Origin of the sequence: Halomonas sp. AOP7-B1-5 (genome assembly GCF_052353045.1) — a bacterium.
GTDB classification, from domain to species: Bacteria; Pseudomonadota; Gammaproteobacteria; order Pseudomonadales; family Halomonadaceae; genus Vreelandella; species Vreelandella colorata.
The window spans coordinates 99580-114018 of sequence record NZ_JBQTDC010000006.1 but is presented as its reverse complement, the minus strand read 5'-3'; the positions used below and the strand labels follow the sequence as shown (position 1 = coordinate 114018).

Below are 14439 nucleotides of genomic sequence, written 5' to 3'. Positions count from 1 at the left end.
AAACGGTGCTAATAAAAACGACGTTCATACAAACGATGTTCCTAAAAACAATGCTCATAAAAACTAGGCAGAAGCACTGTAAGCCTCAATTAAGCGCTTCACATGCTGTTTGTTGCTGAAGTGCTGCTCGACGCGCTGCCGGGCGGCTTTGCCCATACTTTGACGCGTGGCGTCATTACGCACCATGGCATCCATCGCAGCGCACCATGCGCTAATGTCGTGAGGACCTACTAAGACGCCTGAGGCGCTATCGACCAACTCTGGCAGCGAGCCGGTATTTGACCCAATAATCGGCATGCCACATGCCATTGACTCAATAATCGTCAGGCCAAAGGCTTCGTTTTCTGAGGGAATACACACTAGATCGAGCACCGGCAGTATGTCGGTTAAATCGTTACGGTGACCCAGGAACGTAATCTTGTCTTCCAGCGCGGCATCCACAATCAGCGCCTGTAAACCCTGATAAAAGCTTTCCACACCGCCTGAATCGTAATCGGTGCCACCGATAGAGAGCGCATAGAAATTCAGCTCAGGATCAAGCTCAAGCAGCGCTTTCACCCAGATATCCTGGCCCTTCCCCGGCGTTACGCGCCCAGGCAACCCAATCACGACCGCGTCACGAGGAATGCCCAGCGCATCGCGCTTGATGCGAATGGCGTCCAGGTCATACCAAGGCCGGTACTTATTGGTATCGACACCATGGGGCAGGCAGATAACCTGTTCACGGGCGACGGGCAGATTGCTGACATTACGCTGGTAAGTCGCCTGGCTAATGGATAAAACACGATCCACTTTGCCGTAAGCAAACCGGTGATAAGGGTTCTTCTTGGGCCGCTGCCCACCGACATGATCGGTATAAAGCACTCTCAAGCCAGGCATCAAACACTTTAATAACGAGCTTAATCTTAAGTCACTCGACTTATGGCAATGAACAACGCGGACGCCTTCCTGTATTAGCCAACGACGAAGGCTGATGACACGCGCCAGCGCGCTTGCATTACTTTTAAAGGCTTTATATGGCACGTTATTCTGCTGCATATACGCTTCCACCTTAGTGTTTTCAAGGCAGATGCCGATGACCTCCCAGCCCTCGTCTTTCAGGTCACCCATTACGCGATCGACATATAGCTCCATCCCGCCTTTGCCGTCGGACATACATAGTTGCAGCACTTTATTTGCCATCACCTCACCTACCCAGCTACGCACCGTTAAACAATGAATACAATCTCTTGTAGTATACAGGCTGCAATTAACGGGGCTTAAACCATGGCGAAGAAATTGCTCGTTGTTCGCAACGACAAAATCGGTGACTTTATGCTGGCATGGCCGGCGCTGGCATGCTTAAAAAGTGCATCGCCTACCCCGCATATCACGGTATTGGTGCCCGCTTACACTGCGCCATTGGCCAGCGCGTGCCCGTGGGTCGACGAGGTCATTATTGACCCTGGCCGCCAGGCTGACGCTGCGGCTCAAAAAGCCTTGCTTGCCGAGGTCAAAGCCGCCCAATTTGATGCTCTGCTAACGCTTTTCTCAACCCCGCGTATTGGCCTGTTGGGCTGGCGAGCGGGAATACCGCTGCGCGTCGCACCGGCGACCAAGTGGGCACAGCTGTTTTATAACGCTCGAATACGCCAGCGCCGCTCTCAATCGGCAAAGCCTGAGTACCAGTACAACGTGGATCTGGCCTGCGAGCTGTTGGCAAGGCTTTCGCTTAAGCTTACAGCACTCCCTTCGCCGCCCTTCTGGCCGCTAAGCGATACGCAGCGCCAACGGCAAGTGTTGCTCGAGACTACGCGGGAAACTAACCCAGAAGCTGACAGCCCCATCGTTGTCGTGCATCCGGGTAGCGGTGGCTCGGCGGTTAATCTCTCACTTGATCAGTACGCGGCGCTTATTGCGCTCATCAATCAGACGACCGACAACGTTAGCTGGCTAATCAGCGCAGGGCCTAGTGAAGACGCCCATGCCGAGGCGCTGGTCGATCAGCTAGCTCAGACAGGCATTACTGCCAGACGCCTGCCCGCTAGCCAAAATGTGGCTGATTTTGCTCTTCAGCTTGCCGGCGCCGATATGTTGATCGCGGGCTCAACCGGCCCGCTGCATATTGCTGGCTGCCTGAATATTGCCACTGCAGGATTTTACCCCGCCAAACGCTCGGCCACGCCGCTGCGCTGGCAAACCTGCAATAGCGCCGAAAAACGCCTGGCGTTCAGCCCACCGGCCGTGGCCAACCAGCAGGATATGGCGGCGATTGATATAGCAACCGCCGCCCAAGAGATATCAGCGCTTCTCAGGCGCGGACGTGCGGGTGCGAATCCATAGGTCGGCATATTTATTAAACGTTGAGTGCGCTGAGAGTAGCGCCAGTAAAAAGCCCTGCTTACCGTCTTTAAAGCCGGCCTTTAGCAGATACATTTTGATAAAGCAGGCAAGCCCATGGATGAAGCCGCTACCCAGCGTCGCGGTTTTGCCCTGCGCGGCACGCTGCTCTGACCACGCTTGGGCATAGTGGGCAGATTTTTCTAAGTAGTGGCGCAAATCACGATAGGTGTAGTGAAGCAGATCCCCCGTAAGTCGCTGAACGCTCAGGTCCCCCGGCACCACGAGTTTTTCATGCACAAGCGCTGCGTTATAGGAAGCCTGTGCTTTGGGGTAGAGGCGCAGCACCCGGTCCGGGTACCAGCCGGAATGGCGGATAAAGCGTCCAAAGCACCATGAGAGGCGGCAAGCACTGTAAACGGCGGGCGGCTGTTGAACCGCCTTGAGAATGCTGTCGCGCAGTTGTGGCGTCACACGCTCATCGGCATCGACCATCAATATCCACTCATGGCGGGCCAACGCCTCTGCCCGTTGACGCTGTATGCCAAACCCCTGCCAGTCGGTGTTAACGCTGACGTTATCCGTATACTCACGCGCAATCGCGCAGGTTTCATCCTGGCTGCCCGCGTCCAGCACGACAATCTCATCGGCCCAGGTCAGCGTATCCAGACACTCACGTAAATGATGTGCTTCATTTTTAACAATTAAAACGGCAGAAATTGGCACAGATCACCTTCGCCAGTCAGGGTTAGTAAGCGCGTAGAGCCGCGCATTTTGCCAGGGTGCCTCAATATAAATGCTAGCACGCCCATAACAATATGAATTGCGCATTACGATAACAACATTTGGTAAGCTTAGAGGCTTACTTTGGGATATCGAAGGGATACGGCATGCCCACCTTGACATCATTTAAGCTTACCCCTTGGCTGCCATTGGCTATGATTGGCCTCAGCCTGGGTTATGCCGCAACCGTATTAACCCGCCTACCTTGGTGGACACTGCTTCTGATCGCGGCGGTCTGGATTGGCATTGGCCTCAAGCTTGCCTGGGGCAAGCCGCTAAATGCCCGTTATCGCAGAATATGGCCGTGGTCATTGGTACCGCTCAGCTTGATGGGCGTGTATGTCTATTTAGCCGACAGCTTTGGCAGTGTTGATTTAGGCGCGGTGTTCTTCCATTTGCAGGCTGGCATCGCCGAACACGGTGGCGCTGGCAAAATGATCTCCGCCATTATGTATATTGTCGTTATGGCGGGTGTCTTATGGTCGGTGGCCTGGCTTGCACGCCACGACCAGCGTTGGCGCCTTGCCGAGCGGTACTTTGCTATTGTTTTGTTGGCCGCCAACCCGCTGCTATATGGCTTGGGTCAACGCAGCGTGGCGATTGTGGCAGATGACGGTGAGTGGCTTAATCGACGCTATATGCCGCCGCCCACGGACGAACAGCAGCATAAGCCGAACCTGCTAATTATGTACCTGGAAAGCCTTGAGCGTACTTACGGCAACGATATTTTTGATGACGCCTATGCGGATCTAAACACTCTGGGTGAACAAGGGCTGGTATTTGAAGGCATCCGCCAGATGGAAAACACCGGTTGGACCATGGCAGGCATGATTGCCAGCCAGTGTGGCGTGCCGCTAATGCCCGCAGGGCTTTTACACGATACCCAGTTTGAACCGCTCACGCACGTGGTACCCGGCGTTGACTGCCTAGGCGATATTTTAGCCGCCCACGGCTACCGGCTGAGCTATTTAGGCGGTGCTAGCACTCAGTTCGCAGGTAAAGGGCTTTTCTATCGCGGCCATCAGTTTAATACCGTCAAAGGTAAAGAGGAGTTCGCGCCTGACCTTGAAGATCCTGAGTATATAAATAGCTGGGGTATTTATGACGATACCCTTTACGATTTCACCGCTGATGAAATACGCCGTTTGGATGAAGAGGATAGTGGGCCCTGGGCAGTGGTTAATCTTAACCTTGCCGGCCATGCGCCAAGCGGCTTCCCGTCCCAAACATGCCTTGACCGGCAGGGCGAGTTTGACGGCCAGAATATCCTTTATTCGGTAGAGTGCTCGGCTTATGAGGCGCGGGTATTCATTGAAGAGCTACAGCAGGAAGGTTTATTGGATAATACGCTGGTCGTCGTTCTTAGCGACCACCTCACCATGCGGGTTTCCGTCTGGGATCAACTGACGGCACTCGATCGTGACAATACGCTGATTATGCTGGGCGATCATATCGAGCCTCAGCGCATTCGCCGTGACGCCACCATGCTGGATGTTTTCCCCACTATATTGGAGAAAATGGGCTTTGAGCTTAACGAACACCGGGCCGGGCTTGGGGCCTCACTAATTAGTGAAAAGCCGACGCTGGTTGAAGTGCACGGTATTGAAATACTCAACGAGCGTCTGCGCCAGGAAACGGCCCTGCAGCACCGCTTATGGGAAGGGCTGGCCCCTCAGCGCCGCGAGGAAGAGCCGCAACCGACAGTGCAGGTCACCGAAACGCCAGCCGATCAGGCCGGCGAGATCGAAATTATTTATTAATGATGCCGTTTTTGCGCTGCTGGTCAGCGTGCATTGCCTGATACACCTGCTCCACCGTCAGTTGGTTCAAGCAGTTGGTATGCCCCAAGGGGCAGGTGCGCTCAAAACACGGTGAGCAATAAAGCCCCAGATAATGAATCACCGCGTTATCGGTAAGCGGTGGCGTATAGGCCGGTGACGAGGAGCCGTAAAGCGCATGAATGCGCACGCCTACCGCCGCCGCCACATGCATCAGCCCTGAATCATTGGTCACCACCTGCGAGCAGTCAGCCAGCAGATCGACGGCGTCGGCCAGCTGGGTTTTGCCACACAGGTTATGTGCGTGGGAGAGCCCGGCAACGATCGTCTCACCGGCATCATGATCTTTCGGCCCACCCAGCACCCGCACTTCAAAACCGTCGCCAATAAGCCGCTTGGCCAGGTCGTGAAAATAGGCCAACGGCCACTGTTTGGCAGGGCCGTACTCGGCCCCCGGCATCATGCCAATGGCCGGGCGCGACGACAATGTATGCGCCAAGCGCAGATTAACCAGGTTATCCCGGTCAATGTTCAAGTGCGGTCTGGGAATAGCGAAGTCGCCGTTGAGCGTTTCTTCAAGGGGTAAGCCCAGCGATACAAACCGCTTCACGGTCTGATCCAACACCTGCTTATCGAGCTTGCGGCGCTCCTTTAAAAGCCCATAGCGGTGCTCGCCTAGAAACCCCACCCGCTCTGGAATCCGCGCCATAAACGGCACCAGCGCGGCCTTCCAGGAACGCGGCAGCACAATGGCGCAATCAAAACGCCCGCGCAACTGATTCGCCAATTCGCGCCGGTTGGCCAGGCCGAACTCGCCATGGCCCACGCTCAACGGCAAGACTTTATCGACCTCGGGCATGCGCTCTAAAATGGGCTGCGACCACGCTGGCGCAACAACGCCTAGCATGGCCCCAGGATGGCGTGCCTTAAGCGTCATAAACAGGCTTTGCGCCATGACCATATCGCCCACCCACGAGGGGCCGACCACCAGCAGACGCTTGGCGGAATTAGCCATTCAGCCACTCCAGGTAGGCTTTAACACCCTGGGCGACGGTTTTGAACTCCACATCGCAGCCTGAATCACGCAGATGGCTAATATCAGCGCGGGTATAGCTCTGGTAGCGGCCTTTCAGCTCTTCAGGGAAGTCGACGTAATCAATCTGGCCCTTGCCATAAAAGTCGATGACCGCTTCACCAATTGCTTTAAACGGCTCTGCCCGGCCGGTACCCAGGTTAAAAATACCCGATGCCTGGGGGTTATCCAGAAACCATAAGTTTACGTCTACCACATCGCCCACGTAGACGAAATCACGGCTCTGCATACCCGCATCAAAGCCGCCGTAAGCGCCAAACAGCTTCAGATTCTCGCCGTTACCGATTTGCAGGTGGTTGTGGTAGGCAACGCTTGCCATCTTACCCTTGTGCTGTTCACGCGGCCCGTACACGTTGAAATAACGAAATCCAACAACTTGTGTCGTCAGCTCGTTCCACCGCGAACGCACATGCTGATCAAACAGCAGTTTGGAGTAACCGTACACGTTGAGCGGTTTTTCATGCTCGGGGGCTTCTTTAAATATTTCGCTCCCGCCATAGGTGGCCGCCGACGACGCGTATAGAAAAGGGATGCCGAACTTCTCGCAGTAGTTGAGCAGCACCTTGGAATACTCGAAGTTGTTTTCCATCATGTAGTGGCCATCCCACTCTGTGGTATCAGAGCAGGCGCCTTCATGGAAAATTGCATCAATCCTAGGTAGGTCGGTTAACTCACCGCGTAATGCCGTCTTAACCCTGGCAAGAAAGTCGTCTTTATCCAAATAGTCGGCTAGCGTACAGTCGGCCAGATTGACAAATTTAGTGCCGTCACGCAGGTCATCCACCACCATGACATCGTCACGGCCCCGCGCATTCAGTGCTTTGACAATGTTGGCACCGATAAAACCGGCTCCGCCTGTTACAACGATCATCTCGCTCTCCTTACCTAAAGCGGTTGTGTTGGCTTACGTGCCTATTAGCATACGTGCCTATAACCCATCTGCTTGGGATTGTATACTTGACGGCTTATGAATTCATGGCCAACGGTGCTTTCTGCGATGAGTGTCTCGACAAACCAATCGACGCCTGATGTGTCGACCTTCCAAGGCTTGATCCTTGCTCTGCAACAGTACTGGGCAGAACAGGGCTGCGTCATCCTCCAACCCCTCGATATGGAAGTTGGCGCGGGTACGTTCCACCCTGCCACATTCCTGCGAGCCATTGGTCCGGAATCCTGGAATGCGGCTTATGTTCAGCCTTCCCGCCGCCCGACTGACGGCCGTTACGGGGAAAACCCCAACCGCCTGCAGCACTACTACCAGTTTCAGGTGGTAATGAAACCCTCGCCGAGCAACCTGCAGGACCTGTACCTTGGCTCGCTCAAGCGTTTAGGCCTGGACCCGCTGATCCACGATGTGCGGTTTGTGGAAGATAACTGGGAGTCCCCTACTTTGGGCGCCTGGGGTCTTGGTTGGGAAGTATGGCTCAACGGCATGGAAGTTACCCAGTTCACCTACTTCCAACAGGCGGGCGGCATCGAGTGCTACCCCGTGACCGGCGAGCTCACCTATGGCCTTGAGCGCATTGCCATGTACCTGCAAAACGTCGACAGCGTCTACGACCTTGTTTGGGCCATTGCCCCAGACGGCAGCCAAGTGACTTACGGCGATGTGTATCTGCAAAACGAGCGTGAGCAGTCCGCCTACAACTTTGAACACGCTGACGTTGACCATCTTTTTGCCGCCTTCGATCATCAGGAAGGTGAGTGCAGCAAACTGCTGGATGCCCGCCTACCGCTGCCTGCCTATGAGCAGGTATTGAAAGCCTCGCATACGTTTAACCTGCTGGACGCCCGCCACGCGATTTCCGTGACCGAACGCCAGCGTTTTATCTTACGCGTGCGCACCATGGCGCGAGACGTCGCCGCTGCTTACTTTGAGTCGCGCAAAGCCGAAGGCTTCCCCATGGCCCCGGAGGCCCTTCGCCGCGAACTACTCGCCGACCAGGGAGACATATAAATGGCTGTTGATACGCTTTTATTAGAACTAGGTGCCGAAGAATTACCGCCAACGGCGTTGGATGCGCTCTCCGATGCGTTTGCCGCAGGGATTGAAAAAGGCCTTCAGGAAGCTGAAATTCCTTTTCAGAGCGTTAAAGCCTATGCAACCCCCCGCCGTCTGGCAGTACAGGTCAGCGAGCTTGCCGACAAGCAGCCCGACCGTGAAGTAGAGCGCCGTGGCCCGGCACTGGCTGCCGCCGTTAAAGACGGCGTACCTACCAAAGCCGCCGAAGGTTTCGCGCGCTCATGTGGCGTTAGCGTGGACGAACTGATCCATCTGGAAACCGACAAGGGCACCTGGCTTGGCTTCCGTGAACAGCAGCAAGGCGAAAGCATTCAGACGCTTTTACCCGAAATTCTGCGTAAAGCCATTCAGGGCCTGCCGGTGCCCAAAAACATGCGTTGGGGTGCGTCTCGTATTGAGTTCTCCCGCCCGGTGCATTGGCTGGTTGCCCTGTATGGCAGCGACGTCATCGCCGCCGAAGCGTTAGGCCTTCAGGCGAGCTGCACGACTTACGGTCACCGCTTCCATGCCCCGAACGCGATTCAGCTCAAGCATGCCGATGAGTACCTTGCCACGCTAGAGAATGCCTATGTACTGGCAGATCGTGAGCAGCGTCGTGAGCGTATTCGCGAACAGGTGCTGTCCGAAGCCGAAGTGCAGGAAGCCAATGCGGTAATCGACGAAGCCCTTCTGATTGAAGTCAGCGGCTTGGTGGAGTGGCCGGTAGCGCTTACCGGTAGCTTTGATGAGCGCTTTTTGGACGTGCCGGCGGAGTGTCTGATCTCCTCCATGAAGGCCAACCAGAAGTACTTCCACCTGCTGGATGATCAGGGCAAGCTCAAGCCGCTGTTTATCACTATCTCCAACATTGATAGTGCCGACCCGCAGCAGGTGATTTCGGGTAACGAGAAAGTCATTCGCCCACGCTTGGCCGACGCCGCCTTCTTCTACGATACCGATCGCAAACAGAGCCTTGCCTCGCGTATTCCACAGCTTGAAAGCGTAGTGTTTCAGCAGCAGTTAGGCACTCTGGCCGACAAGGCGCGCCGCACCACCGCGATTGCTACCTTTATCGCACAAAAGATTAATGGCGATGTGGCTAACGCTCAGCGTGCTGTGGCGCTTGCCAAGTGTGACCTGGTCACTGAGATGGTGCTCGAATTTCCTGAGCTGCAGGGCATTATGGGTCGCTACTACGCCGAGCAGGACGGTGAGCCTGCCGAAGTCGCTCAAGCCATTGAAGAGCAATACCTGCCGCGCTTTGCCACCGACGCCATCCCGCAAAGCCTTACCGGGCAGACGCTGGCGCTGGCGGACCGCCTAGATACGCTGGTGGGCATCTTCGGTATTGGCCAGCGCCCAACCGGTGCCAAAGACCCCTTCGCACTGCGTCGCGCCGCCATTGGCGTACTCAACATTCTGATTAAAGGCGAACTGGCTCTTGATCTGCGTGAGCTGCTAGACGCGGCTGTTCAGCAGCACCAGGGCCTGCCCAAGGCTGAAGGCCTGGCCGATGACGTGCTGACCTACATGCTTGACCGCTTCCGCGCCTGGGGACAGGAAGAAGGCATTAGCGCAGAGATGTATCTGGCCGTACGTGCGCGCCCGGTTACCAACCCGCTCGACTTCGCCCGCCGCCTGCGTGCCGTGAAAGCCTTCGCTCAGCGTGATGAGGCCGCTGCATTAGCCGCCGCCAATAAGCGCGTGTCTAATATTTTGAGTAAACAGGAACACAACGGCAGCTTAGAGGTTGATGCAAGACTTTTGCAGGAAGACGCCGAGCAGGTGCTGTTTAAAGCCGTTACCAGCCGTCAGGAGCAGGTAGCACCACTGTTTGGTACAGGCGATTACCATCAGGCGCTGGACGTTCTAGCAACCCTACGTGAGCCTGTAGATGCCTTCTTTGATCAGGTAATGGTCATGGCAGACGATGAGGCCGTGCGCAACAATCGTTTAGCACTCCTGGCTAGCCTTCAAGCGCTCTTCCTGGCCGTTGCTGATATCTCCTTGCTCCCTCAATAATCTCCTTCCCTTCTACCTTTTGCCGGTGGCTTTAAGCCGCCGGTAAAAGGCATTTCTTATTTACCTCTCTATTTATCTTGTCAGCGTTTATAGCTGTGGCATTGATTTCGCTGTAAGCACACCTGCATCAGCGTGAAACTAGCAAGATGGCTCATAGACAGTCACCGCTGAGTTGGCTGACTGTATTTTCGAAAAATCCATCGTATTGCCTCACTTTGTTTCACGTGAAACATCGTGAAAAATAATCGATTTTTGGTAAAATAAAATACTTAATATATTAAAGTCGTCTTTTTGCTTAGTAGATAAGCCTAGTAAGGCTGGAGCCTAAGCTCCTTGGAGATGCCCTGTGTACGATCTCTTTTTATTGGACTCGCTTCCCCAGCAGCAAGCGAACATGGCGTCCCATACGCTTAACGGCCAAAAAGTATGGCTAAAACGTGCCGCCAAGCGTAATTCGAAGCTTGCTTATGCGCCGCTAAAGCTGTTGGCTGCCTGGTGTAATATTGACGTGTTAAAACCAGTGCCTAATTTAGGTGGCGAGCAAAGCATTCTGGTGGAGTCGGCGCGGATCAAAACGTTAAGTAGCGCAGGTATTGCGGTTCCCACGATACTGGCAGAGCACCCTCGCGCCCTTCTGTTGGCGGATGCTGGGTCTTCAGATCAGCCTGCCATAACACTGCTCGATAAGCTTAAAAAAGCACGCAGTGTCGATGAAGTCGACAGTACACTTACGCAAAGCATTCAGGCGTTGAACGCCGTGCATGCGCGTGGCTGTTATCTTAGCGAAGCATTTGCCCGCAATATTTTGGTTACCCAGGATAAGACGGTTTTTATCGACTTTGAGACTGACCCCGGGAAGGTACATAGTCCAGTCAACTGTATGGTGCGTGATTGGTTTTGCTTTATTTTTTCTCTGTATGGCAAACTACACAAATCGCCAATGCAGGTTGAACGCTTGTCGCCTGCATTAATTGATGGGTTACATAACGCCCGCCAGTAAGTCCAAGACCAGTTTAAAAACACGCTGTCTAGACTTCTTCGTCTGCAAAAAATCCCCTTTAAGTACCTGGGTAGCGATGGGCGTAAAATTAGCGCTACTTTGCAGGCGCTGGCGGTGCTTAATCAGCGTCTCTAGTTGGAAACATAATGCCTACTTCCCCTCAGCAGCTGGTTATTCTTGATCGCGATGGCGTCATCAATCAGGATTCAGATGCGTATATTAAGTCGCTTGAAGAGTGGTTGCCCTACCCTTCAGCGATCAGCGCTATCGGCAAACTGTCCCAAGCTGGATTTACTGTGGCGGTGGCAACCAATCAATCCGGTATTGCCCGAGGCTACTATGATGAAAGCGTGCTCTCGGCAATGCATGCTCGGTTGAATCAGCTCGTCGAAGCCGCCGGTGGACACATTGCGCATATTGCTTACTGCCCACACGGGCCCGAGGATGACTGCCAATGCCGCAAACCCCTGCCCGGCTTACTGCATGATATTCAGCGCGAACTTGATCTTCAAAGCTTGGCGGGTAGCTGGATGGTGGGTGATAGCCTGCGTGATTTACAGGCGGGCAAGGCATGCGGCTGTCGGCCGGTATTGGTAAAAACGGGTAAGGGTGAGAAAACGTTAGCCAAGGCGATTGGCCTGGAAGGCGCACGAATTCATGCTGATCTTGCAGAGTTTGTCGATTGGCTTTTAGTTAACCATTCTCCGCTGCAGAAGTAATCATTTTATCAACAGCCTAGTTATCAGCAGCTTACTTATCCCCAACCTGTTTTTATAAAGCTTCTATTTATACTATAAAAATTTTTTCATAAAAAAATGCCGCAGGTTTAAAACCGGCGGCATTTTCATTTTTAGCTATATTTTCAGTACTGCGCTAACTTTTTCGTACTGTCATACAATCCGCAGATAAAGGCCTGCAAGTTAAAAGCATGTTTCACGTGAAACATTTAAACCGAGGCCCACATCCTATTTCCAGCACCGTGACTTATACGTCAAGGTTAGCAACCAGCGCGTTAGTCTCGATAAAGTCACGGCGTGGCTCTACGTCATCGCCCATCAATGTATTAAACATCTTATCGGCCGCGACAGCATCTTCAATCGTAACGCGTAGCATGCGGCGGCTATCTGGATCCATGGTGGTTTCCCACAGCTGGTCGGGGTTCATTTCCCCTAGCCCTTTGTAGCGCTGTACTGACAAGCCACGCTGGCCTTCCTGCATTAGCCATTCAAGCACTTCGGAGAAATGCGCAACCGGCTTCTGGCGCTCGCCACGCGAAATAAACGCGCCCTCTTCAAGCAACCCGTCAAGCGTGTCGCCCAGCGCTGAAATCGCCCGATAATCGGCGCTCTCAAAGAAATCTAGGCCCCAGTCGTACTCGGTCGTTACGCCGTGGGCAACCAATGATACAGTGGGTAGCAGTAAGCCGCGCTCTTCATCCTGTTTCAGGTAGAAGGTATAGCGCGGGCCACCTTCATAGGCCACCATGTCATCCATGGTTTTCTGCAGCTCGGCAATCCAGTTTTCCATCGTCACGCGGTCTTTCAGGCTTGTTTCACCCTGTAAGCCGGTGGCATGGATAATCTGTTTTAGCACTTCGATCGGATATACCCGCGCCAAGCGATCAATCCGCTTCATAACATTGCGGTATTGATTAACCAGTGTTTCCAGCTGCGACCCGGCGATTCCCGGTGCCTCGGCATTGACGTATAAACCTGCGCCATCCAATGCTGTGGTGGTCAGGTAATCAATCATGGCCTGCTCATCTTTCAAGTAAAGCTCTTGCTTACCCCGCTTGATCTTGTAAAGCGGCGGCTGAGCAATAAAGATGTGGCCACGCTCAATCAGCTCCGGCATCTGACGGAAGAAGAACGTCAGCAGCAGTGTACGGATGTGCGAACCATCCACATCCGCATCGGTCATGATGATGACAGAGTGGTAACGCAGTTTGTCTGGGTTAAATTCTTCTCGACCGATGCCACAGCCTAAGGCTGTGATTAGCGTGCCTACCTCTGCAGATGAAAGCATCTTGTCAAAGCGTGCTTTCTCGACGTTAAGAATTTTACCTTTCAGCGGCAAAATGGCCTGCGTACGCCGATCGCGGCCTTGCTTGGCACTGCCGCCGGCCGAGTCACCCTCCACCAGGTAAAGCTCAGATTGACTGGGATCTTTTTCCTGGCAATCGGCAAGCTTACCCGGCAGCCCTGCGATATCCAACGCGCCTTTACGCCGCGTCATATCCCGCGCTTTACGCGCTGCTTCACGCGCACGCGCCGCATCCAGCATTTTATTAACGATGGCTTTGGCTTCGCTGGGCTTCTCGATCAGGTACTCAGAAAACAGGCGACCCATTTCCTGCTCAACCGCCGTTTTCACTTCACTGGAGACCAGCTTGTCTTTGGTCTGCGAAGAGAATTTCGGATCCGGCACTTTAACCGAAATAATTGCCGTCAGGCCTTCACGTGCATCGTCGCCTGCAGTATTAACCTTGGCTTTTTTGAGCAGGCCTTCCGCTTCGATGTAGTTATTCATCGTACGCGTCAGTGCCGCCCGGAAGCCGGCCAAGTGAGTACCGCCATCCCGCTGAGGAATATTATTGGTATAGCAGAAAATGCTTTCGGTGAAGACGTCGCTCCACTGCATGGCCACTTCTACTTCTACGCCATCTTCTCGCGAGGCGTTGAAATGGAAAACAGGATTCAGCACCGTCTTGTTAGAATTCAGGTGATCAACAAATGCTTTCAAGCCGCCTTCATAATGAAACAGCTCTTCTTTTCCGCTGCGGTCATCCAGCAAGCGGATAGCGACGCCGGAATTCAAAAACGACAGCTCGCGCAGACGTTTAGCCAGAATATCGTAATGGAATTCGATATTGGCAAAGGTGTTAGGCGAAGGACGGAAATGAACACGTGAGCCGGTTTTTTCCGTTTTACCTACGACGCTAAGCGGTGCCTGAGGCACGCCGTGGTGATAAATCTGCTCAAATACTTCGCCCTGGCGCCAAATCGTCAGGCGCAGCTCTTCAGACAGCGCGTTAACGACGGAAACACCTACGCCGTGAAGGCCGCCGGATACTTTATATGAGTTATCATCAAATTTGCCGCCAGCGTGTAGCACGGTCATGATAACTTCAGCGGCAGAAACCCCCTCGCCTTCATGCAGTTCGGTGGGTATACCGCGTCCATTATCACTAACGGTTACCGACTCATCGGCATGAATGACCACGCGAATCTCACTACAGTGGCCTGCCAACGCTTCGTCGATGGAGTTATCCACCAACTCGAAGACCATATGGTGCAATCCGGTGCCGTCATCGGTATCGCCGATGTACATACCTGGACGTTTGCGTACTGCATCCAGCCCTTTGAGCACCTTGATGCTTGATGAATCGTAAGCCTGCTCGCTCATTGACCACTCCGTCGTGAAGTCTGTCTCGTTCCGTGTC

General features: G+C 53.9%; 11 protein-coding genes. 6 read left to right on the top strand and 5 right to left on the bottom strand.

Annotation, left to right across the window (positions count from 1 at the left end):
* Positions 1-63: 63 nt before the first annotated feature.
* Positions 64-1182 (bottom strand): glycosyltransferase family 4 protein, encoded by a 1119-nt coding sequence (locus ACT3XD_RS05460; RefSeq protein WP_192536738.1) that lies wholly within the window; start codon positions 1180-1182, stop codon positions 64-66.
* Positions 1183-1266: 84 nt separating this feature from the next.
* Between ACT3XD_RS05460 and ACT3XD_RS05455 the strand changes: the two genes are divergently transcribed.
* A complete protein-coding gene (locus tag ACT3XD_RS05455) occupies positions 1267-2322 on the top strand; it encodes a glycosyltransferase family 9 protein (RefSeq protein ID WP_192536739.1) in 1056 nt (351 codons plus the stop codon).
* Here the strand turns inward: ACT3XD_RS05455 and ACT3XD_RS05450 are convergent.
* Positions 2281-3045 carry a glycosyltransferase family 2 protein gene (locus ACT3XD_RS05450; RefSeq protein WP_192536740.1) on the bottom strand — a complete coding sequence of 255 codons (765 nt, stop codon included), beginning with the start codon at positions 3043-3045 and terminating at the stop codon, positions 2281-2283. The two genes, ACT3XD_RS05455 and ACT3XD_RS05450, sit on opposite strands and share 42 nt — an antisense overlap.
* 164 nt (positions 3046-3209) lie before the next feature.
* On the opposite strand from ACT3XD_RS05450, the gene ACT3XD_RS05445 reads away from it, so the two are divergent.
* Positions 3210-4862 carry a sulfatase-like hydrolase/transferase gene (locus tag ACT3XD_RS05445; RefSeq protein WP_192536741.1) on the top strand — a complete coding sequence of 551 codons (1653 nt, stop codon included), beginning with the start codon at positions 3210-3212 and terminating at the stop codon, positions 4860-4862.
* Here ACT3XD_RS05445 and waaF read toward each other — a convergent pair.
* A complete protein-coding gene (waaF, locus tag ACT3XD_RS05440; RefSeq protein WP_192536742.1) occupies positions 4852-5895 on the bottom strand; it encodes a lipopolysaccharide heptosyltransferase II in 1044 nt (347 codons plus the stop codon). The two genes, ACT3XD_RS05445 and waaF, sit on opposite strands and share 11 nt — an antisense overlap.
* Positions 5888-6844, bottom strand: coding sequence for an ADP-glyceromanno-heptose 6-epimerase (gene rfaD / locus ACT3XD_RS05435; RefSeq protein WP_192536743.1), 957 nt, complete (start codon positions 6842-6844; stop codon positions 5888-5890). Before rfaD ends, waaF begins: the two co-directional genes overlap by 8 nt.
* A 126-nt stretch (positions 6845-6970) precedes the next feature.
* On the opposite strand from rfaD, the gene glyQ reads away from it, so the two are divergent.
* The 4 genes from glyQ to gmhB all read left to right on the top strand — a co-directional run bounded on the left by glyQ (position 6971) and on the right by gmhB (position 11716).
* On the top strand, positions 6971-7930 hold the full coding sequence (glyQ, locus tag ACT3XD_RS05430) for a glycine--tRNA ligase subunit alpha (protein WP_192536744.1): 960 nt from the start codon (positions 6971-6973) through the stop codon (positions 7928-7930).
* Complete coding sequence (gene glyS, locus ACT3XD_RS05425; protein ID WP_192536745.1) at positions 7931-9997, top strand: glycine--tRNA ligase subunit beta; 2067 nt, start codon at positions 7931-7933, stop codon at positions 9995-9997.
* Between the two features lie 346 nt (positions 9998-10343).
* Positions 10344-10997: a hypothetical protein gene (locus ACT3XD_RS05420; RefSeq protein WP_225736013.1), complete on the top strand. Its 654-nt coding sequence runs from the start codon at positions 10344-10346 to the stop codon at positions 10995-10997.
* Positions 10998-11143: 146 nt separating this feature from the next.
* Positions 11144-11716, top strand: coding sequence for a D-glycero-beta-D-manno-heptose 1,7-bisphosphate 7-phosphatase (gmhB, locus tag ACT3XD_RS05415; RefSeq protein WP_192536746.1), 573 nt, complete (start codon positions 11144-11146; stop codon positions 11714-11716).
* Between the two features lie 265 nt (positions 11717-11981).
* Here gmhB and gyrB read toward each other — a convergent pair whose 3' ends face one another.
* Positions 11982-14402 (bottom strand): DNA topoisomerase (ATP-hydrolyzing) subunit B, encoded by a 2421-nt coding sequence (gene gyrB, locus ACT3XD_RS05410; RefSeq protein ID WP_192536747.1) that lies wholly within the window; start codon positions 14400-14402, stop codon positions 11982-11984.
* Positions 14403-14439 lie beyond the last annotated feature (37 nt).